Here is a 21817-nt window from a genome sequence, read left to right as displayed (position 1 = left end):
CTTCCCTGCCAACCCATTCATCCTGGAGGGGTGGGTCCTGACGGGCGCCGTGCTTGTATTGAAGCGACGGCATCGCCATCTGTGCGGGGAGACATGTGCGCCGGCCCATGTCTCCGGCAGGCGCGGTGTTCCGTTCCGGCATTGCCTCTGGCTGCCTGCAACCTCCAACGCAAGTGGATGTCGAGCAACGCAATGAATGAATCTGTCGTGCAAGCTGCCGCGGTGCGCCTGGATGTCTGGCTGTGGGCCGCGCGCTTCTTCAAGACCCGCAGCCTTGCCAAGCAGGCGGTGGAAACCGGCAAGGTGGACGTGGCCGGGCAGCGGCCGAAATCTTCGCGCGCGGTGCGCGTGGGCGAGCAGGTGCGCGTGCAGCGCGGCGACGAGGTGTTCGAGATCCAGGTGCTGGGGCTGAGCGATACGCGCGGCCCGGCCAGCGTGGCGCAGACGCTGTACCAGGAGAGCGAGGCCTCGCGCGAACGCCGTGCGCAGTTGCGCGCGCAACGCAGCGCCGAGCGCAACGGCTACCAGGCGCCGGAGGGCAAGCCGGACAAGCGTGCGCGGCGGCTGATCCGCGCGCTGGGGGATCTGGACGCGCTGTAGCCGAGCGCGGTGCGTCGTCGCGCGATTGGCACGACGGCGCGGTATCGATCGCGGCCAGCGGACGGGCTGTGGACTGCAGGCCGCTCGCCTCGATGGATGCGGCCGCGCGTTCGGTGCTGCAGTCGCGGCTGACGCCGCTCCTACGGCGGTCGGCGCGTCCTGTGCGAGCGACTTCAGTGGCGACGACCGAAGGCGGGAGATTGCCTGGCCCGTCCAGCAGTCGGGACCGAAGTCCCTGCCACACCGAGCGGTTGCGCTCGGCCTGGTCGGCTTGGCTGTCGGAGCGGCTTCAGCCGCGTCGCGCTGAGACGTCGCGCGACCATCCTGTCGTCTCTGCCACACGTTCGGCGCATGGCGGTTGCCATCCACACGCACGACAACGCCCCGGCGAGCGGGGCGTTGTCGTGGCGTGCGCTACGGTCTTCAGGCAGCCAGGTCGAAGCGGTCCAGCTGCATCACCTTCGTCCAGGCGGCCACGAAGTCGCGCACGAACTTTTTCTGCGCGTCGGCACTGGCGTAGACCTCGGCCACTGCGCGCAGCACCGAGTTGGAACCGAACACCAGATCGGCGCGGGTGCCGGTCCACTTCACGGCGCCGTTCTTGCGGTCGCGGCCTTCGTAGACGTCCTTCATCTCCGAGGTCGCCTTCCACTCGGTGCCCATGTCCAGCAGGTTGGCGAAGAAGTCGTTGCTGAGCACGCCCGGGCGATCGGTGAACACGCCATGCGCGGACTGACCACTGGTGGCGCCGAGCACGCGCAGGCCGCCGACCAGCACGGCCATCTCCGGCGCGGTCAGGGTCAGCAACTGTGCCTTGTCGATCAGCAGCGCTTCGGCCGACAGCGCGTAACGGCGCTTGGCATAGTTGCGGAAGCCGTCGGCGATCGGTTCCAGCACCGCGAACGATTCCACGTCGGTCTGTTCCTGCGAGGCATCCATGCGACCCGGCACGAACGGCACCTCGACGGTCTGCCCGGCCAGCTTGGCCGCCTGTTCCACCGCGGCGGCGCCGCCGAGCACTATCAGGTCGGCCAGCGAGATCTTCTTGCCGCCGCTCTGCGCGCCGTTGAACTGCGCCTGGATGCGCTCCAGCGTGGCCAGCACCTGTGCCAGTTGCGTCGGCTGGTTGACCTCCCAATCCTTCTGCGGGGCCAGGCGGATACGCGCGCCATTGGCGCCGCCGCGCATGTCCGAACCGCGGAAGGTGGACGCCGACGCCCAGGCGGTGGACACCAGTTGCGCCACGCTCAGTCCGGAATCGAGCAGGGTCTTCTTGAGCGCGGCGATGTCCTGCGCGTCGACCAGCGGATGGTCCACGGCCGGGATCGGATCCTGCCACAGCAGTTCTTCGGCCGGCACGTCCGGGCCGAGATAGCGCGCGCGCGGGCCCATGTCGCGATGGGTCAGCTTGAACCAGGCGCGGGCGAAGGCGTCGGCGAACTGCTGCGGGTTCTCCAGGAAGCGGCGCGAGATCTTCTCGTAGGCCGGGTCGAAGCGCAGCGCCAGGTCGGTGGTGAGCATGGTCGGCAGGTGCTTCTTCGACGGATCGTGCGCGTCCGGAATCACCGCCTCGGCGTTCTTGGCCACCCACTGGTGCGCGCCGGCCGGGCTCTTGCTCAGTTCCCACTCGAACTTGAACAGGTGCTCGAAGAATTCGTTGGTCCACTGCGCCGGCTTGGTGGTCCAGGTGACTTCCAGGCCGCTGGTGATGGTGTCGCCGCCCTTGCCGCTGCCAAAGCTGTTGGACCAGCCCAGGCCCTGGCTTTCCAGGTCGGCCGCTTCCGGCTCGGCACCGACGTGGTCGGCCGGGCCGGCGCCGTGGGTCTTGCCGAAGGTGTGGCCGCCGGCGATCAGCGCCACGGTCTCTTCGTCGTTCATGGCCATGCGGCCGAAGGTGTCGCGAATGTCCTTGGCTGCCAGCAGCGGGTCGGGATTGCCGTCCGGGCCTTCCGGATTGACGTAGATCAGGCCCATCTGCACTGCGGCCAGCGGGTTCTCCAGGTCGCGGGTGTGGCGCACTTCGCTGTCGTCGTCCTTCACCAGTACGCCGTGCGCTTCGTCCACGCCCGGCGAGCCGTGCGCATAGCGGTCGTCGCCGCCGAGCCACTTGGTCTCGCGGCCCCAGTACACGTCCTGATCCGGCTCCCAGGTGTCGGCGCGGCCGCCGGCGAAGCCGAAGGTCTTGAAGCCCATCGATTCCAGCGCGACGTTGCCGGTGAGGATCAGCAGGTCGGCCCAGGAGATGGCCTGGCCGTACTTCTGCTTGATCGGCCACAGCAGGCGCCGCGCCTTGTCCAGGCTGACGTTGTCCGGCCAGCTGTTGAGCGGGGCGAAGCGCTGCTGCCCGCGGCCGCCGCCGCCGCGGCCGTCGCCGGTGCGGTAGGTGCCGGCGCTATGCCAGGCCATGCGCACGAACAGCGGGCCGTAGTGGCCGAAGTCGGCCGGCCACCAGTCCTGCGAGTCGGTCATCAGCGCGTGCAGGTCGCGCTTGAGCGCTTCCAGATCGAGTTGCTGGAACGCCTTGGCGTAATCGAACTGCGGGTCCAGCGGGTTGGAGCGGGCCGAATGCTGGTTGAGCAGGTCCACGCGCAACTGCTTGGGCCACCAGTCGTGATTGCTGGTGCCGCTGCCGCTGGCAGCCTGGTGGAACGGGCATTTCGATTCGCTGGTCATGGGAGGCTGCCTTGATCTCGAGGGACGATATGGGGTGGCTCGGCGCCGCGATCATACGGCGGCGATACGGTGAAACTGGAGACACGATAGGCGTAAGCGGCGATATATAGAATTCGAATTATTCTAATCAATCGATAGGGGCTGGCTATCGCATCGATGGCGATGCGCGGTGTGGTCGCGCGCGTCGCGCGCCGGCCGGCGGTCCCTGCAGTGGCCCGCATGCTGTGCCCGTCCCTGACAGGACTCAGTCCACCGGCATCACGTCGAAATCGCCGCCCAGCACCCGTTCCAGGCGTCCGCTGCGCCAGCCGCGGACGCTGTCGCGCACCAGCGGCGAAGGCGCGATCCGATAGCGTCGGCACACCCGCAGTTCGTCCTCGCCGATGGGTGCGCGCCGTGCCTGCCCGGGCAGGTCCGGGGCGACCCGCACCTGCACCGCGAGCCGGCGCAGGGTAGGTTCGTCGACCTCCTGTTCCTGCACGTGCAGGCCGGCTTCCGCGTCCAGCAACGCCAGTGCCCCGAAGCCGGCGATGGCCAGCCAGGCGCGACCTTGCTGCGGATCCTGTGCCAGCACGTCCACCCGCATGTTGCGCTGCTCGGCCCAGGCCAGATACATCTGCAGCAGACGTTGCCACCACTGCCGCGCTTCGGCCGGATGCCGGTGCAGCTCGCTGGCACCGATGCGCAGGTCCAGCAGCGCATCCTGCGGGCGTTGCTCCTGCAGCGCGGTGCTGGCCAGGTGCAGCAGCCACAGCAACTGCGTCAGCCGCGCCACGAACTCGCCGTCGCGTTGGGCGCCGCCGTCCAGCCGCGCGCGCAGGCGCACGGCGGTGGCCAGCGCGCTTTCGATGCGGTCGCGGCGCTCGATCCGGTCCAGCACCTGGAAGCGGCCGGATTGCGACCAGAAATCGCGCTCGCCCATGGCGGCGAAGTCGGCCTCGCGCGCCTGCCGCCAGGCCGGCGTGGCATGCGATTCCTGCAGACGATGCAAGGCCGCATCCAGGCGCGGCAGGACCGCGTTGTCCGCGTTGGGCGCATACACCAGGTCGCGCAGATCCGTCGGCGCGGCGGGGTCGACCGCGGCGGGCAGGGGCTCCGGCGTCGGCGGCGCGTCCGGTGCGATGAAGCGCACGTCGAGGCGGTCGCTGGCGCCGCGCACGAACAGGAACTGGTCGCCCTCGGGTGCGCGTTGCTCGACGATGCTCCGTGCCAGGGGCGCGAGCAGATGCTGTTCGATCGCGCGGCGCAGCGGCCGAGCGCCCAGGTCCGGGGTGAAGCCGCGGTCGAGCAGGAACTCGATCGCCGACGGCTCCCATTCCACCGCCCAGGCGCGATTGCGCAGACCGCGCCGGGTCAGCGTGCGATCCAGTTCCTTGTGCAGGATCTCGCGCATCAGCGCCCGATCCAGCGGGTTGAACAGCACCACTTTGTCGAGCCGGTTGACGAACTCGCGGCGGAACGTCTCGTACACCGCCTTTTCCACCGCGTTGCGCGAGTAGCCGCCGGCGACGGTGGCGAAGCCGGGGCCGGCGCCGCGGGCCAGCGTGGCGCCGACGTTGCTGGTGAGAATGATGATGCTGTGGCGGAAGTCGGCGGTGTTGCCGTTGCGGTCGCTCAGGCGGGCGTCGTCGAACACCTGCAGGAACAGGTCCCAGACCTTGGGGTGGGCCTTTTCGAACTCGTCCAGCAGCACCACCGAGAACGGCTGCTCGCGGATGCGAGCGATCAGCGTGCGCTGCCCGGCGCTGTCGTCGCCGGTGAGCCGATACAGCGCGTCCTCGCCCTGGAACTCGCTCATGTCCAGGCGCAGCAGGCGCTCGGGAGTGCCGAACAGCAGTTCGCCCAGTGCCTTGGCCAATTCGGTCTTGCCGGTGCCGGTCGGACCGGCGAACAGGAACACGCCGATCGGGCGGCGGCTGTCGATCAGCCCGGCCTTGAGCATGGCGATGCGGTCGAGCAGGGTCTCCACCGCCTCGTCCTGGCCCAGCACGCGCTTGCGGAAGAAACGGCGCAGCGTCTCCAGTTCCAGCCGTTGGCGATCATCGATCACCTCCAGCGGCAGCCCGCTGCGCCTGGCCACCGCCTGCAGCAGGGCATCGTCGTCCAGCGGCAGGCGAGCGTCGTCGCCGTCCTTCGCGGACTGCAGGGTCTCGTCGAGCAGTTGCAGCAGGCGGCCGGGTTCGTGCTGATCGGGGAAGTACTGCGCGGCCAGGCGTTCGGCTTCGGCCAGGGCCCGTGCGTCGATCACCTCGGTCTGCAGCGCCTGCGCCTGGGCCTGCGCCCACTGTGCGCCGATCTGCGCCAGCGCGGTGGACGCGGCCGGTTCCAGCGTCACCACTTCGAAGCGCGAGCGCGTGGTCGGCCGCGCCACCTGCAATTGCGCCAGTTGCCGCGGCGTGATCTCGCCGATCAGGCGCAGCTCACCGCGCTCCAGCGCCGGCAGCACCAGATCGAGGATGCCGCGCGGATCGCGCGAATGCGCGCCCTTGTGCAGCAGGTCGTAGAAGTCCGGCGCGCGCCACAGGGCGCGCTCGCGATGCAGGACCGCCAGCATCTCGCGGATGCGCCCCTCCAGTTCGCCGATGTAGCTCTGCCCCGCCAGGATCTCCGCGGCGGAGGCCTCGAACACACGCCAGCCTTCGCCGAGCAGGCGTTCGCTGAGCAGGTCGATCAGCACGCTCTTGCCCACGCCGTGTTCGCCGACCAGCAGGACCGGCTGCGGGGGCGTGGTCACCACGTGCTCGTAGGCACGCTGCAAGGCCGCGTCCAGCCCCGGGTGGCGCAGGCGCAGGCGCGCCGGCACCGCGGCGACGACACGGCCGAAGGCGCCGAGCACGCGCTGCTCGCGACGCTGCTTGCGTGCGTCGTGCAGGCGCTGCAGGAACGGCTCCAGCACCGGTTCCTTGAACTGCGCGAGGGTGTCGCCAAGTGCGGTCAGCGCTGCATCATCGAGTTCGTCGAAATCCACCGGGCGGTCCGCCGGGGCTTTGCTCGCGGCCCACTGCAGATACGCGCGCAGGCGTTGCCGGAACGGGACGACGTTCCACCACCAGTCGCGTGCGTGGCGCAGCAGCGCGTGCAGATGGTCGGCATCCGGCAGGCGCTGCAGGTAGTCGAACAGGAAGCTCAGTGGATACGAGCCTAGGTGCGGGAGCACGTCCAGGACCGCGTCCGCATCCGTGTGGCGGCGTTGCGCCAAGGCCTGCGCTGCCATGCACGGCAGCACGTAGCCTGGGCTGCCCAGCGCCTCGACCAGCTCCTCATGGGAGAACTCCGCGCCCGCCAGCAGCGCCACGCCTTGCTGGAACTGCGGAATCTGTGCCAGATCGGCCGGGCTGTGGATCTGCTCGTCCTGTGCTTCCACCTGCTGCCGCAGCCGCTGCAGATGCTGCGCCGGGGTCTCCTGCGTTACCTCGGGCGCGGCGTGGTAGTGGTCGTCAGCGTCGGTGGCCGGTGCAGGCCGTTGCGCGGAGGCGCTGCGCCCGAGAGGGCGAGCCAGATGCAACAGCACCGCGCCGACGACCACGCCGATGGCAAAAAGGGCGAATTCCATCATCGTCGCCTCAGGCCTGGGTGCCGCGACGGCCGCTGCGCGGATGCGGCGCCTGCATGGCACCTGCGGTGGCGCAGCGGACCGGGGGGCGTGACGACGTTCGCGAGCGTGGCTGCATGCGTTCCCTCGTTGGATGTAGCCGTCGCGGACGCGTGCGGCGTGTGCTGGTGTCCGCGGCTCCGTTTGCGACGGAGCGGGGCGGCGCGTTCGCCGTCGAGTATAGAAGTCCCTGTTTCCTCCAGGCGACAGCGTCGCTGCGCCGTGCGACACCGATCGGAATGCAGCGACAGGCGGGCGATGCCTGACGCAACAGTGCCTCCCGTTGGCGGCGCCTGCCCACTATCCTGTCGCGATGACCCAACGCGCCACCCGTCTGTTGCGCCTGCTCGACGCCCTGCGCGGGCGCCGCCGGCCCGTGGCCGGGGCGCAGCTCGCCGCCGACCTGGGGGTGAGCCTGCGCACGCTGTATCGCGACATCGCCAGCCTGCGCGGGCAGGGCGCCGACATCCTCGGCGACCCGGGCGTGGGCTACGTGTTGCGCCCGGGCTTCCTGCTGCCGGAGCTGAACTTCAGCGAGGACGAGCTGGAGGCGCTGACCCTGGGCGCGCGCTGGGTGGCGAGCCAGGCCGATCCGGAACTGGCGCAGGCGGCGCAGCGCGCCATCACCCGGATCGGGGCGTCGCTGCCGGCGCCGTTGCGGCTGGCGCTGGAGACCAGCGGGTTGCTGGTGCCCGCGGCCCCGCCCGCGCAGCCGGCGGCGCCGTGGTTGCCGGTCCTGCGTCGTGGCATCCGCCTGGAGCATGTGTTGCACATGGACTACGCCGATGCCGGCGGCGTCGCCTCGCAACGGCGCATCTGGCCGTTCGCGATGGCCTTCCTGGGCGGCTTCGGCATGATTGCGGCGTGGTGCGAACTGCGCGGCGACTTCCGTCATTTCCGCGCCGACCGGGTGCTGGCGCTGCACGACGACGGCGAACGCTATCCGACGCGGCGGCATCTGCTGATCCGGCGCTGGCGCGCCGCCACCGGACACGGCGTCGGCTCCTGACAGCAGGTGTCAGCAGGGCGCGCGCAGACTGCGTGGCGTCCACCACGGAGTCCGACCATGTCCCACGATCTTGTGCTCTACACCCACCCCATGTCGCGCGGTCGCATCGCGCGCTGGATGCTCGAAGAAACCGGCCTGGCGTACCGCGCGCAGATCCTCGACTACGGCACCGGCATGAAGTCGCCCGACTATCTGGCGATCAACCCGATGGGCAAGGTGCCGGCGCTGGTCCACGGCACCACCACCGTCACCGAGAACGCGGCGATCTGCGCCTACCTGGCCGACCTGGTGCCGGAGCGGCAACTGGCGCCGCCGCTGGGATCGCCGGCGCGGGGCGAGTACTACCGCTGGCTGTTCCTGCTGGCCGGGCCGGCCGAGGCGTTTCTCACCGCCAGGCAGCACGGCACCCTGGCGCCGGCGCACAGTGCGGGCTACGGCCACGGCGAGGATCTGCTGGACATGCTGGAGCAGGGCGTCGCCGGTCGCGAGCACCTGGCCGGCGACCGCTTCAGTGCGGTCGACCTGTATGCCGCCGCGTTCCTTGGCTTCTACACGCGCATCGGCGTGCTGCAGGCGCGGCCGGCGTTCGTCGCGTTCGTGCAGCGGCACATGGCACGGCCGGCGGCGCAGCGTGCCGCGGCCATCGACGATGCGTTGCTGGCCGCGCATCCGAATCCGTTCATGCCGCGCCCGAACGCCGTGCCGGCGAGCGCCTAGCGGGATGTGGAGGACTGGCGGTTGGGTGTGCCGTGCGGCAACCCCTCTCCCGGTGGGAGAGGGGCTCGGCGCTTCCCTTCTCCCTCCGGGAGAAGGTGCCCCGCAGGGGCGGATGAGGGTACGGGCACAGCCTCGCATTGCCAGATCAGTGCAGGCGCTGCGCGCCCCGTACCCTCACCCCAACCCCTCTCCCGGTGGGAGAGGGGCTCGGCTGTTCCCTTCTCCCGTCGGGGGAAGGTGCCCCGCAGGGGCGGATGAGGGTACGGGCACAGCCTCGCATTGCCAGATCAGTGCACGCGCTGCGCGCCCCGTACCCTCACCCCAACCCCTCTCCCGATGTGAGAGGGGCTATCGCACGCCGCCCTACAGCAGCGACTTGAGCCGGTACAGCGCTTCCAGCGCCTGCTTGGGCGTGAGTTCGTCCGGATCCAGCGCGGCCAGCGCTTCCTGTGCTGCGGAGGGCGTGGCCGCGAACAGGCCGAACTGCTGCGGCGCGTCCAGGGCCTGCGGCGCCATCTGCGAGGCATGGCTCTCGCCGCCGCGTTGCTCCAGCTCCGCCAGGCGCCGCCGCGCCTGCGCCACGGTGGTCTTGGGCAGGCCGGCCAGCGCCGCGACCTGCAGGCCGAAGCTGCGGTTGGCCGGACCGTCCTTGACCGCGTGCATGAACACCAGGCGGTCGCCGTGCTCGACCGCGTCCAGGTGCACGTTGGCGATGCCGCTGGGGCCGCCTTCGACCGATTCGTCGGCCAATGCGGTCAGCTCGAAATAGTGCGTGGCGAACAGCGTGTAGCAGCGGTTGTGGTGGGCGAGATGGCGCGCCACCGCATCGGCCAGGGCCAGGCCGTCGTAGGTGGAAGTGCCGCGGCCGATCTCGTCCATCAGCACCAGCGATTGCGCGGTGGCGTGGTGCAGGATGTAGCTGGTCTCGGCCATCTCGACCATGAAGGTGGACTGGCCGCGGGCCAGGTCGTCGCCGGCGCCGATGCGGGTGAGGATGCGGTCGATCGGGCCGATCACCGCACGCCGCGCCGGCACATAGCTGCCGATGTGCGCGAGCAGCACGATCAACGCGTTCTGGCGCATGTAGGTCGATTTACCGCCCATGTTCGGGCCGGTGATCACCAGCATGCGTCGGTCCGGATGAAGATCCAGATCGTTCGGCTCGAACGGTTGCTCGCGCACCGCTTCCACCACCGGGTGGCGGCCGCGTTCGATGCGCAGGCAGGCACCGCTGTCCAGCTCCGGCTGGGTCCAGTCCAGTGCCTGTGCGCGTTCGGCGAAGCCGGCCAGCACGTCCAGTTCGCTGAGCGCGGCGGCGGCACGCTTGAGCGGCTCCAGACGCTCGCCCAGCGTGTCGAGCAGGCCTTCGTAGAGCAGCTTCTCGCGCGACAGCGCACGCTCGCGCGCCGACAGCACCTTGTCCTCGAAGTTCTTCAGCTCCTCGGTGATGTAGCGCTCGGCGTTGGTCAGCGTCTGGCGCCGGCTGTAGTGCACCGGCGCCTTGTCGGCCTGGCCCTTGCTGATCTCGATGTAGTAGCCGTGCACGCGGTTGTAGCCGACCTTCAGCGTGGCGATGCCGCTGCTGGCGCGCTCGCGCGCTTCCAGATCGATCAGGAACTGGTCGGCGTGGGTGCTGAGCCGGCGCAGTTCGTCCAGCTCGGCGTCGTAGTCGGCGGCGATGACGCCGCCGTCGTTGAGCTTGAGCGGCGGCTGTTCGGCGATCGCCGACGCCAGCAGGTGCGCGATCTCGTCGTGCTGGCCCAGCTCCGCCGCCAGTGCCGCCAGCCGCGGCGAATCCAGCGGCGCCAGGATCGCGCGCACCTTCGGCAGCAGGCCCAGGCCGTCGCGCAGGGTGGAGAAGTCACGCGGACGCGCCGAGCGCAGGGCGACGCGGGTGAGGATGCGCTCGACGTCGCCGAGCGCGCGGAACGCCTCGCGCAGGTCGGCATCGGCGCCGCGGTCGATCAACGTGCCGACCGCGTGGTGACGCTGCACCAGCACCTCGCGCAGGCGCAGCGGACGGTGCAGCCAGCGCCGCAGCAGGCGCCCGCCCATCGGCGTGACCGTGCTGTCGAGCACGCCGAGCAGGGTGTTGCGGGTGTCGCCGTCGACCCGCGTGTCCAATTCAAGATGACGACGCGTGGCCGCGTTCATCGCGATCGCCTCGCTGGCGGTCTCCATCGCGATCGCGGTCAGGTGCGGCAGACGTTGCTTCTGGGTTTCCTCCACGTAGCCGAGCAGGGCGCCAGCGGCGGCGGTGGCGCGCGGCTTGTCGTCGATGCCGAAGCCGCTCAGATCGTGCAGCTGGAAGAACGCCAGCAACTGGCGGCGGCCGCTGTCGGCGTCGAACAGCCACGGCGGACGGCGTCGCACGCCGCGGCGCTCGCGCAGGAATTCCGGCCATTGGTCCTCGTCGGGCACCAGCAGCTCGGCCGGCTCCAGTCGCGCCAGTTCGGCTTCCAGCGCGTCCTCGCTGTCCACCTCGTTGACCAGGAAACGGCCGCCGGCCAGGTCGGCCCAGGCCAGGCCGTAACCCTGCTTGGTGCGCGCGATGGCCATCAGCAAAGTGTCGCGGCGCTCGTCCAGCAAGGCCTCGTCGGTCACCGTGCCCGGGGTGACGATGCGCACCACCTTGCGCTCGACCAGGCCCTTGGCCAGCGCCGGATCGCCGATCTGCTCGCAGATCGCCACCGACTCGCCCAGCGCCACCAGCCGCGCCAGATAGCCCTCGTAGGCATGCACCGGCACCCCGGCCATCGGAATCGGCGCGCCGCCGGAACTGCCGCGCTGGGTCAGGGTGATGTCCAGCAGCCGCGCGGCCTTGCGCGCGTCGTCGTAGAACAGTTCGTAGAAATCGCCCATGCGGAAAAACAGCAGCAGGTCCGGGTACTCGGACTTGGCGGCGAAGAACTGCTTCATGAGCGGGGTGTGTTCGGGGACTTTCTCGGAGGTCATGGCGCCTTCGTGCGGATGTGCGGGGCGGCGGGCGCATGGCGCGCGCCGCCGGTGCGACAGGGCATGGGGCGGCGGGCCGCCCGTGGGGGAGGCAAGTTTAGTGGATTGGGGTTGCGGCTGGTCGGGTGGGTCGCGAGGCCGGAGCGCCGGTGCCGTGCGATCGGGGCACCGTGGGCATGGGCGATGGAGCCGTCGCGCCGATTGGCGGCCCATGTGAGCCGCTGCATGCGCGGCGACCGCGCGTAGAGCAGGACGGGCGACGGGTCGTGCCGCGCGTGCTGCCGGTTCAGCCGCCGAGAGCAGGCACCTGCTGCATGCGCAGCAAGCGGGCGCGGTCCTTGCCCTCGCGCTTGGCCTGGTACAGTTGTGCATCGGCGGCGGAGAACGCGTGTTCGAAGGCGGCGCGCTCGAAGCGCTCGATGTGGACACCGCCGAGGCTGATGGTCACTTGCGGGAGGCCGCTGCTGCGCTCGTCCGGCTGGCTGCGGACATCGGCGACCAGGCGGTCGCAGGCGACGAGGAAGTCGTCCATCGAGATGTCGGGTAGCGCGATCAGGAACTCCTCGCCGCCCCATCGCGCCGCGATGCCGGTGGCGTGCGCGCTGCGTTGCAGGACCGCCGATACCATCAGCAGGATGCGATCGCCGACGGCATGGCCGTAGGTGTCGTTGATCTTCTTGAAATCGTCGATATCCAGGACCGCGAGTCCGAGCCTGCTCCCCGGCGGCAGTCGATCGATGGCCTTGACCATGAAGGCGCGGTTGTACAGGCGGGTCAGGCGATCGGTCTCGGCCTGGTAGGTGGTCTTCACCAGCAGGCGGTGCTTCTGACCCAGCAGTTCCGCCATGAACACCACCAGGATCGCCACGATGGCGAATTCGATCCGGTGCGCGAAGATCTCCTGGTAGAAGTTGGCGCTCTTCTGGTAGTTGTTGGTGACCACGTAGAAGTGCACGCGCGACAGCGTTGGCAGGGTCATGCACAGTCCGGTCACCAGCACGGTGCCCTTGAAGTCGAACCGTGCCAGTGCGACGAGGGCAGGAATGGCGGCGATCGAGGTGATCGTCAGCCAGGGGCTGAAGGTCAGCATGAGTTGCGCCAGCACCAGCGCGGCGATCAGCAGGATCGCGGGGCGGTCGTGGCGCCGCCGTTCGGCGCTCCAGTTGCTCCGCACGCCGCCATGGAAGATCAGGGTGACCACCAGGCAGGTGAGGAACTGTTCGCTGATCCAGTCGATGACGACGAAACCGGTCGTGCCGAGGGGAACCAGGCGGTTGAGAAGCAGCCCGACGCACGCTCCCGAGGCAAGGACCGACAGAAGCACCGGCGCGATCAGCAGGGCGGTGCGACGGTAGGGCGCGAACCAGTGCCGGTGCCGCACCACGAGCCGCATCGCAATACCGTAGGAGGCGACATGCAGCGTATCGAACAGACATGCCCAGAATTGCTGCTGCGGCGTCATCGGCTGCGGCACCAGCAGCGAGGTCGCATAATGGCCGGCAAAGAACAGCAGCAAGAATGCGCCATGCCGCAGGGGAGCCCCGCGGCGGTCGCGGCTGCGCCAGTGCAGCGCGAGCAGCGCGCCCAGGGCATTGCCGGGCCAGAAGAAGATCAGGCCAACTGCGCTCTGTTCCAGCAGCGCGAGATAGTTGATCAGCGCGCAGGCGAAAAAATAGAAGAGATACCGGCCCAGCATGCCCATCGTTCCGTCCGGGGTTGAGCGTACCGCGGCCATGCCGGCGACCCGTTGCTAAAGTGCTGAAAGAGTAATGGTGTCGCGATCATTACAAGGCCGATGTCGACGTTGTTGCGCGGAATGCGCCATCGGTTGGCCCATTCGTATGTTGTCGGCGCGTCGCGCCTGTTCTTGATAGCGCCCATGACTTGATCGCACCCATGCGCCGACCGTCGCCGCCATTGCCTGTCACGGGATGCTGGGCATCGAGGTGCGCGATCGCTCGCCTTTACTCAACCCAGGTGGCGTGGCTAGACTGCCGAATCGGGGAGGCTGGCGGGCACGCCGCCGGCTGGCCGGTGCCGACTCAGGGGGATAACGATGTTCAAGCGACTGTGCTTGGCCTTAGGGCTGAGCGTTTTCTGTGCGTCTTCGATGGCCCGCGACAATGCGTTGCCGTTGCCATTGGCGTCCGACATGCCGGTCGAGGTGCAACTCACCCAGCAGGAACTGGCGATCGATGTCTCGTCAACCGCGATGGAGATGGGGATGCAGTTCGGGCTGGTCGGTGCCCTGATCGGAACTGCCGTGCAGAACGCGAAGAACAAGACTGCCGAAGCTACCGTGCTGCCGTTGCGCAACATGATGGTCGGCTACGATTTCGAAACGCCGTTGATGCGGTCCCTGCAACGCCGGCTGCCTGGCTCGGGAATCGCCGATCGCCCTGTGATCACGGTCGTTCATGCGCCTTGGGAGGCACGGCAGGACCTGGATGGCATGCCGAAGCATGTCTTGGTCATCAGGCCGCGGTACGCCATGGGCGATGCGATGGGCACGGCCTATGTTCTGCTCAATGTGACGATCGAAGATCGCCAGATAAAGAACGGAACGGTCAAGACCAGGTTTCTGTTCTCGCGTCCTTATGCTGTTCGCTCCAGTTTCCAGTTGCCCGCCCCAGGCGAAAGCAGGCCTTGGCTCGATCTGGGAGCAGCGCGGATGGGCGGGCTGATCGATCAATCGATCGACCAGGCCATTGCCATGATGGTCTACGACTTTTCCGCAGAAGGTCGCCAGCAATGGGACCAGAAGATCAAGGGGAAATCGGACATTGCCGGACGTAGCGTGTCCGGCCGCATCGAGCGGCGCGAAGGGGACGTGGTGTGGGTGCGTGCTGGCAACACGCGCTTTCAGGCCATCACCGGGTACCAGTGGTTGCGTTCCGACTATCAGCCGGCAACGCTGCCGGTGGCCGTGCCGAACCAGGCGGTTGCTGTCGAAGCAGCCGCATCCCAGGCAGTCGCGCCGACTCCGTCGGGCGCTGACACGTCCATCGTGCAGGTCGCCGCCGCGTCGCACAGCGAACCGGTTCCGAGCGTGGGCGCGTCTGCCGCCGTCGACACACCTGCCCACCCAGTGCAGGCGCCTGCAGAGACGTCCGTATCCACGGAGCCGGGCAAGCGCAAGACCTTCTGGGAAACATACAGGCCGAAGGATCAACCGATTCCTCAAGGCCAAGCGGCCCATCCCTGATGATCCGCATCGCCGCTTCGCTCAGCCTGCTGCTGTCGCTATGCGCATGCGCAGCCCGCATGGAGCGCGCGGAGGTGCTGCATCTGCCGACGACGGTCGATTCCGGTCTGCGCTGCCCCTACCGGCTGGGTCAGATCGTCGATGCGCGATCGACCACGGAGGTGGGAATGCTTGGTAAGCGCACGTATGCCTTCCCTGACATCGCTGCCAGCGTCCGTGAGGCGCTGGGATCGGTAGGCTGGTCGCGCGATGCGGATGCGTCATCGGTGACGATCAGCATTCAGAAGCTCTATCTGAGCGCCTTGCCCGCAACCGTCACCGGGGTGGCGGCATTCGAGATTCGGCCCCACGGCGCCTCGGCGTTCGTCGTGCGCGGGCAGTCGGCCAGAGTCAACTGGAACTCATCCACGTCCGATGCAATGGGGATTCTGGGCGCCGCGGTCGGCGACGCGCGTATGCAACTCGTTGCGCGACTCAACGCCAGTTGCCGCACCCCAGCTACCGCCGGACCCTGACAAACAGCGAACGCCGCCTCGTCGAACCCCGAGCGATGGCAGAGGCTTGCATCGCATACGGATTCCAGGTCATACGGGGCCCGGCCTGGCGATGAAATCGTGGCGTCATCTTCTCCCTGGAAGATCACCTGTTTCCATCTCTGGACGCGGTTGGAGCGGTCGTGAGTGGCGCGAGGGTATGGGAAAAGAGCTATGCGCTGCGGGGGCGCCTGCTGCGTGGCTTCTTCCTGCGCCGCGGCTCGCATGCCGAGGACGTCGAGGATCTTGCGCAGGAGGTCTATCTGCGCCTGTTGCGCAGCACCGGCGAGAACGCCGAGGCCGTCGCCAACCCGGAAGCCTATCTCTATACCGTGGCGGCCAACCTGGCGCGCGAACATGCGCGCTCGCGCGCTGCGCTGCCGCCGCTGGAGGATGTCGAGCTGCTGGCCGAAGTGCTCGAAAGCGAAGAGGACGTGGAGGGCGAGTTCGAACGCCGGCAGCGTTGGAGCGACATCCGCAACACCATCGCGCAACTGCCGCCGGCCACCCGCCAGATGATGGAACTGCACTATCGCGACGGACTGGAGTGCCAGCAGATCAGCGCGCGGATGGACGTGTCCGTGCACATGGTGCGCAAGCACATCGGCAGGGGACTGCAGGCGTGCAGGGCGAGGTTGCGCATCCGGGGTGAGGCATGAACCAAACGCCACCCACCATGGACGGCACCGTGGCCGAGCAGGCGGCGGCCTGGTTCCTGCGTCATCGCGAGGCGCCATTGGGCGAGCCCGAGCGTCTGGCGTTCCTGGAGTGGATGCAGCGTTCGCCCGAACATGTGCGCGAATACCTGCGCGCCTCGCGCCTGCATCGCGAAGTGGGCGAGGCCATGAGCCCGCGGCGGCGGCAGGATGCGGCGGCCGGCCAAGCCGCCGTCGCCGCGCATCCGTCCCGCGCCAAGGTCGTGCCGCTGTTCTCCGGCACGGGACCGCGTGATGCCGCACCGGCCGCCCGGCGTCCGCGTCGACGCTGGCAGGTGGCGATTGCGGCGGCGGCCTGCGTGGCGATCGCCCTGGGCGTCCTGCTGGCGCATCTGCAATCGCCGGAACTGCTGTTGCAGGCCGGGCACGGACAGCTGCGCGCGTTCACCCTGGCCGATGGCAGCCGGGTGCGGCTCAACGCGGACAGCGTGGTGCGCGTGCGGCTGGGATGGCTGGCCCGGCGCGCCGAATTGCTGCGCGGGGAGGCCAGCTTCGACATCGCAGCGGACCGGCGCCCCTTCCAGGTGCAGGTCGGCGGGCTGCACATCCGCGACATCGGCACCGTGTTCGACGTCGCGCGCCGGTTGCAGGACACCCGGATCGGGGTGGTGTCCGGTGCAGTGGAGGTCTGCAGCAATGGCGAGAATGCGCGTTGCCTGGCGCGGCTGGATGCCGGTCGGGTGGCCACGGTCGATCACGGCAGCCTGGTGGTGCGGCCGCTGAGCATGCCGGCCTCGATGCTGCTGGACTGGCAGCAGCGCAAGATCTCCTTTCTCGACGAACGCCTGGACGAGGTCGCGCAGGCGTTCAATCGCCACAACACGGTACAGGTGGTGATCGCGGACCAGGCGGCTGCATCGGCGCGCCTGTCCGGCAGCCTGGACGCGCACCGGGTCTCGGCGCTGCAAGCCTTCCTGCAGCGCGACCCGCGCTTGGTGGTGCAGCGCGATGGCGACACGGTGCGCGTCTCCAGCCGCTGAGCATGCCGCGGACGTTGTCAGAAAAAATTCATCGAATCCGCGTTCTCCATTCCGGCGCTTGCCCGCTCTTTCTTAAGGAGAAGCCGCTGTCGTTCCGCGACGCGGCGTCGACATCCTCTCTCCCTCAAGGATCCGTGATGCGGAAGCCGCTCTCCCTGTCGATCGCCCTGGCCATCGTCCTCTCCCACGCCTTCCTCGGCCAGGCCCAGACCGCGACGCCGGATGCGCTGGCCGCGAAGATCACCACGCCGATCGCCGCGCAACCGTTGAGCCGCGCGCTGCAGCAGCTGTCGCGTGAGTCAGGCGTGCAGTTCCTGTACTCGCCCAACGGCTCCCCGCGCACGGGCGGCGCGGTGGCGGCGGGGTCGACGGTCAAGCAGGCGCTGGAGGCACTGCTGGCAGGCACCGGCCTGCGCTATTCGGTGGTGGACGGCAACGTCATCGCGATCGATTCCGCGCCGCCGCCACGCGATGTGCCGCAGACGGCCGCGCCGCAGCCGGGCGCCGAGCAGGAAAGTGCGGCACCGACGCTGGATGCGGTGAACGTGATCGCCGCGCACGAGGTGATCGAGCAGAAGAAGCAATCTCCGGGCATCAAGGACTCGGTGATCTACGACGAGATGGACAGCTACGGCGACGAGACGCTGGCCGAGAGCCTGATGGCCGCGCCGGGGGTGAGCGCGGTGGAGGACGCGGGCGAGCCGCGCTACGTGACCGTGCGCGGCGTGCAGCCCAACCTCAACTACACCACCATCGACGGGATCGCGATCGCCAGCGTGGGCGGCAGCGGCTCGGGCGAGCGCATGAACAACCTGCAACTCATTCCCAGCGACATCGGCACCCGCACCGACATCTACAAGAGCTTCAGTGCAGAGCAGGCGCCGGATGCCATCGGCGGGGTGATCGACATCGTCAGCCGCAGCGCCTTCGATCGCTCGGGCCGCTACGTCTTCGCCGATCTCGCCGGCATCTACTCCACCGCCGAAACCGACGTCGGCCGCAGCGCCGGCGGCGACCACAAGACGCTGGGGCACCTCGGCAAGAGCGCCAAGGCGGTGTTCTCCAACCAGTTCGGGGCCGATCAGGAATTCGGGGTCGTGGCGGTGGCGCGCTACGAGCAACGCTCGCGCAACAGCATCAAGCGCTGGGTGGAATCGAACTATTACTTCGACGCCGCAGGCAAGTACCTGACCGACGGCACCACCGATCCGGAGGCGGCTGCCGGCTGGAACGGCCTGCGCGCGCCGGGCAATTTCAGTACCGGCACCTATACCAATTACATCACCAACTTCGGTGGGTCGGCCAAGCTGGAGTGGAAGCCGTCGCAGGATCCGTTCTACGCCTCGTTGCTGCTGTACTCGTACCGGTTCTACGAGAACTCGACGATGAACAAGACCGATCTGTACTCCAATCCGAAGTTCCCGATCCGCAACGCCAGCGAGGACGGCGGCACCACCCAGATCAACAGCATCTACATCAAGAACCGGCACGACCGCTGGGATCGCAGCAACCGCGGCGCCATCGCCGTGTTCGACTGGGACGTGGGCGAGCGCTCGCGGCTCAGCCTGCGCGCCGGTCATACCGAAGAGACGTTCGACAACACCCAGGTGTACTGGGGCGTGCGCGCATATCCGAGCAGGCTGTTCGTCGACTACGCCAACGACGGCAACGGTTTTCCGAACGCGGTCGGCGTGTCCGATCCGAGCCTGCTGACCACCTCGGCGTTCAAGCTCAATCCGGCGCAGGCCTACATCTCTCCGCGCAACGCGCAGGAAAGCATCGACGATGTGCGCGTGGATTTCACCCACAACATCGACGCCGACGCGCGTGGCTTCGGCCTGGCCACCGGCGCCGAGTACCGCCGCCTGGACATCTGGCAGAACATCGACTTCACCTACTACAAGACCGGCGCCACGCTCAATCGCTATCTGTATCCCGGCGCGACCCTGGTCGGCAGCGTGCCGGGCTTTCCGCTGATCGACAACCGCCTGTGGACCGAGCAGCTGCTGCCGACGCTGGGCAACAACAACGCCGCCTACCCGAACGCCAACCTCACCAGCGACTACCGGTACGTCGAGGACATCGGCAATGCCTACGTCTCGGCGCATTATGCGTGGGAGCGGCTGCTGCTGATCGGCGGCCTGCGCTACGACCACACGCGCTTCGACGCGTATAGCCCCTTCAGCGCCGATGGCGGCGCCACCTACAGCGCCGACCTGCGCAAGAACGCGGGCGGCTACGCCAATGTGCTGCCGTCGCTGAACGCCACCTTCAAGCTCAGCGACGACCAGCGCCTGCGCGCGTCGGCCAGCCGCACGCTGGGCCGGCCGACGCCGAGCAACATCGCCCAGGCGACCCAGACCAACTGCGGCGACGATGGGCAGGGCGGCAACTTCTGCACCATCCAGCAGGGCAACGCCGGCCTCAAGCCGCGCCGCGCCACCAACCTCGACCTGGCCTGGGATCTGTACTTCAACGGCAACAACGGCCTGGTGTCGGTGGCGCTGTTCGACAAGGTCATCCAGGACGACATCTATACCCTGACCACCTACGAGACCATCGGCGACGTCCGCTATCGGGTGACCCAGCCGATGAATACCGACCAGTCCACCCTGCGCGGCATCGAGTTGTCCGTCGCCAACCGCAACCTGCGCTGGGGCAATCAGCACCTGGACATGTATTTCAATGCTACCCGCCTGCAAGGGCGGACCAACTACACCATCACTGACGGAAGCCAGCGCCGCCTGGACCGCCTGCTGTACCAGCCGGACTGGTCGTTGAACGGCTCGCTGATCTGGCGCATGCCCTGGCAAAGCGCGCAACTGCGCTTTTCCGGCACCTACCGCAGCCGCATGCTGGTCGACTTCGGCGATACGCAGTGGCTGGATTCGTACTACGACCCGTACATGACCTTCAACCTGGCCTTCAGCCACAGGATCGGCAAGCACGTGACGCTCAAGTACGAGGCAAAGAACCTGTTCAACACGCAGCCGACCTACAGCACCGGCCCGAACGGGCGCTTCCGCACCGAGATCGATGACTACGGCCGTTTCTTCTACTTCCATGTGATCTACAACTGAGGCGATCGCCATGAGTACCTTCAATCGCAGGCGTTTTCTCGCCCTGTCCGGCCTTTCCGCGTTCGGCGCCTGGATGCAGACCGCCTCCGCGCTGGCCACGCAGACCGATGCCAAGACCTTGCTCCCCCGCAACCTGCTTGCCTCCCCGCGGTTCGCGACCACGCCGTTCACCCTGGGCGTGGCCTCCGGGGACCCCTCGCCGGAGGGCGTGGTGCTGTGGACGCGGCTGGCGACCGAGCCGTTGGTGTACGGCGGCGGGATGCCGACGCGGCCGATGGTGGTCGACTGGGAGGTGGCGGCCGACGAGGGATTCGCCACGCTGGTGCGACGCGGATCGTCGCTGGCGCATCCGGAACTGGGCCATGCGCTGCACGTCGAACTGGACGGCCTGTCGCCGGGCCGGCCGTACTGGTATCGCTTCAGGATCGGCGATCACGCCAGCCCGGTCGGCCGCACCTGCACGCTGCCGGCGGCCACCGCCAAGGTGGAGCGGGTGCGTTTCGCCGTTGCCGGCTGCCAGCACTACGAGGAAGGCCACTACACCGCATGGCGGTGCATTGCCGAGGAGCCGCTGGATTTCGTCTTCCACTACGGCGACTACATCTACGAAGGCGCAGCGCGGCCAGGCCCGCGCACGATGAACGGCCGTCCGTTCACCAACCTGCGCAATCATGTCGGTCCGGAGATCTACACGTTGGACGACTACCGACGCCGCTACGCGCAGTACAAGTCCGATGCCGACCTGCAGGCGGCGCATGCCGCCGCGCCGTGGTTCGTGACCTTCGACGACCACGAAGTGGACAACAACTGGGCCGGCGCCGAAGACCAGGACGACACCCCCAGCGAGGTGTTCCTGTTGCGGCGCGCGCAGGCGTTCCAGGCGTATTACGAGAACATGCCGTTGCGCCGCACCGCGTTTCCACGCGACGGCCACATGCAGTTGTACCGGCGCGCCCGCTACGGCACCTTGATGGACCTGCATCTGCTCGATACCCGCCAGTACCGCAGCAAGCAGGTCGACATGACGCAGCGCGACCAGGTGCAGTCGCCGGCGCGCAGCATCATGGGCGAGGCGCAGGAGCAGTGGCTGTTCGACGGCCTGGCCGACAAGGCGCCGCGCTGGCACACCATTGCCCATCAGGTCGCGCTGGGCAACTACGCGATCGAGAAGAACGGCGAGGTGGTGTATTCCGACGACCAATGGTCGGGCTATCTGGCCAGCCGCCGGCGCCTGCTCGACCACATCCAGCGGGTCGGCTTCGGTAACGTGGTCACCACCTGCGGCGACGCGCACCGCCATTTCGCCAGCGACCTGGTGCAGGACGACGCCGATTCCGGCATCGTCTCCAGTGAGCTGCTGGCCACCTCGATCACCTCCGGCTCCGATGGCCTCGGCGAGGATGCGGTGGCCGAAAACATGCTGCGACACAGTCCGCACCTGAAGGCCAGTACCGACAAACGCGGCTATCTGCTGTGCGACGTGCGCCGCGACGCGTGGATCGGCGACATGAAGACGCTGGATCAGGTGATGCTGCCGAACGGAACGCTGCAGAGCTGGCGGCGCTACGCCATCGCCCACGGCAAGCCCGGCTTGCAGGAGGCCTGAGGCGCAGCACTTGCGTAGCGCCGGCAGCGGCCGCACCTGCTTGCCGGCGTGCGCTTCGTCGTCGTAGGCGCTCTTCTTGGCCGTGCGCCACCAAGAGAAAGGTGGCGACGCATGACGCTCGACTGGCCGCCGGTATGGCTGGTGATCGTGG

Annotated in this window: 13 protein-coding genes; 9 read left to right on the top strand and 4 right to left on the bottom strand. The window is 68.3% G+C overall.

Annotated elements, in window-relative coordinates; all coding sequences use genetic code 11:
- Nucleotides 1-192 precede the first annotated feature (192 nt).
- Entirely contained in the window at nt 193-600 is a 408-nt protein-coding gene (locus tag QN245_RS15060; RefSeq protein ID WP_043091529.1) for an RNA-binding S4 domain-containing protein, read from the top strand.
- 423 nt (nt 601-1023) lie between these two features.
- Here the strand turns inward: QN245_RS15060 and katG are convergent, their stop codons facing one another.
- Nucleotides 1024-3273: a catalase/peroxidase HPI gene (gene katG / locus QN245_RS15055; protein WP_317843560.1), complete on the bottom strand. Its 2250-nt coding sequence runs from the start codon at nt 3271-3273 to the stop codon at nt 1024-1026.
- A gap of 244 nt (nt 3274-3517) precedes the next feature.
- Nucleotides 3518-6826 (bottom strand): AAA family ATPase, encoded by a 3309-nt coding sequence (locus QN245_RS15050; RefSeq protein WP_317843559.1) that lies wholly within the window; start codon nt 6824-6826, stop codon nt 3518-3520.
- A 352-nt stretch (nt 6827-7178) separates the two neighbouring features.
- Here QN245_RS15050 and QN245_RS15045 point away from each other — a divergent pair, with 352 nt between their 5' ends.
- Both QN245_RS15045 and QN245_RS15040 read left to right on the top strand, forming a co-directional pair.
- Nucleotides 7179-7874 carry a helix-turn-helix transcriptional regulator gene (locus QN245_RS15045; RefSeq protein ID WP_167087363.1) on the top strand — a complete coding sequence of 232 codons (696 nt, stop codon included), beginning with the start codon at nt 7179-7181 and terminating at the stop codon, nt 7872-7874.
- A 57-nt stretch (nt 7875-7931) separates the two neighbouring features.
- Nucleotides 7932-8591 carry a glutathione S-transferase family protein gene (locus tag QN245_RS15040; protein WP_317843558.1) on the top strand — a complete coding sequence of 220 codons (660 nt, stop codon included), beginning with the start codon at nt 7932-7934 and terminating at the stop codon, nt 8589-8591.
- Nucleotides 8592-8954: 363 nt separating this feature from the next.
- Here QN245_RS15040 and mutS read toward each other — a convergent pair whose 3' ends face one another.
- Nucleotides 8955-11546: a DNA mismatch repair protein MutS gene (gene mutS, locus QN245_RS15035; RefSeq protein WP_184449076.1), complete on the bottom strand. Its 2592-nt coding sequence runs from the start codon at nt 11544-11546 to the stop codon at nt 8955-8957.
- 286 nt (nt 11547-11832) lie between these two features.
- Nucleotides 11833-13248, bottom strand: coding sequence for a GGDEF domain-containing protein (locus tag QN245_RS15030; RefSeq protein ID WP_317843557.1), 1416 nt, complete (start codon nt 13246-13248; stop codon nt 11833-11835).
- Nucleotides 13249-13602: 354 nt separating this feature from the next.
- Between QN245_RS15030 and QN245_RS15025 the strand changes: the two genes are divergently transcribed.
- From QN245_RS15025 to QN245_RS15000, 6 genes are all read left to right on the top strand, one after another.
- Nucleotides 13603-14751 carry a hypothetical protein gene (locus QN245_RS15025; protein WP_317843556.1) on the top strand — a complete coding sequence of 383 codons (1149 nt, stop codon included), beginning with the start codon at nt 13603-13605 and terminating at the stop codon, nt 14749-14751.
- A complete protein-coding gene (locus tag QN245_RS15020; protein WP_167087373.1) occupies nt 14751-15266 on the top strand; it encodes a hypothetical protein in 516 nt (171 codons plus the stop codon). The genes QN245_RS15025 and QN245_RS15020 overlap by 1 nt, the downstream gene beginning before the upstream one ends.
- Nucleotides 15267-15427: 161 nt before the next feature.
- Nucleotides 15428-15943, top strand: a complete 516-nt coding sequence (locus QN245_RS15015; protein WP_167087375.1) for an RNA polymerase sigma factor — start codon at nt 15428-15430, stop codon at nt 15941-15943.
- Complete coding sequence (locus tag QN245_RS15010) at nt 15940-16980, top strand: FecR family protein (RefSeq protein WP_317843555.1); 1041 nt, start codon at nt 15940-15942, stop codon at nt 16978-16980. The genes QN245_RS15015 and QN245_RS15010 overlap by 4 nt, the downstream gene beginning before the upstream one ends.
- Before the next feature lie 137 nt (nt 16981-17117).
- Complete coding sequence (locus tag QN245_RS15005) at nt 17118-20060, top strand: TonB-dependent receptor (RefSeq protein ID WP_317843554.1); 2943 nt, start codon at nt 17118-17120, stop codon at nt 20058-20060.
- 10 nt (nt 20061-20070) lie between these two features.
- Nucleotides 20071-21666 (top strand): alkaline phosphatase D family protein, encoded by a 1596-nt coding sequence (locus QN245_RS15000; protein WP_317843553.1) that lies wholly within the window; start codon nt 20071-20073, stop codon nt 21664-21666.
- Nucleotides 21667-21817 lie beyond the last annotated feature (151 nt).

It is taken from the genome of Xanthomonas rydalmerensis (assembly GCF_033170385.1).
In the GTDB taxonomy this organism is placed as follows: domain Bacteria; phylum Pseudomonadota; class Gammaproteobacteria; order Xanthomonadales; family Xanthomonadaceae; genus Xanthomonas_A; species Xanthomonas_A rydalmerensis.
The sequence above is the reverse complement of the archived record's forward strand: the minus strand, read 5'-3'. Positions and strand labels throughout refer to the sequence as shown.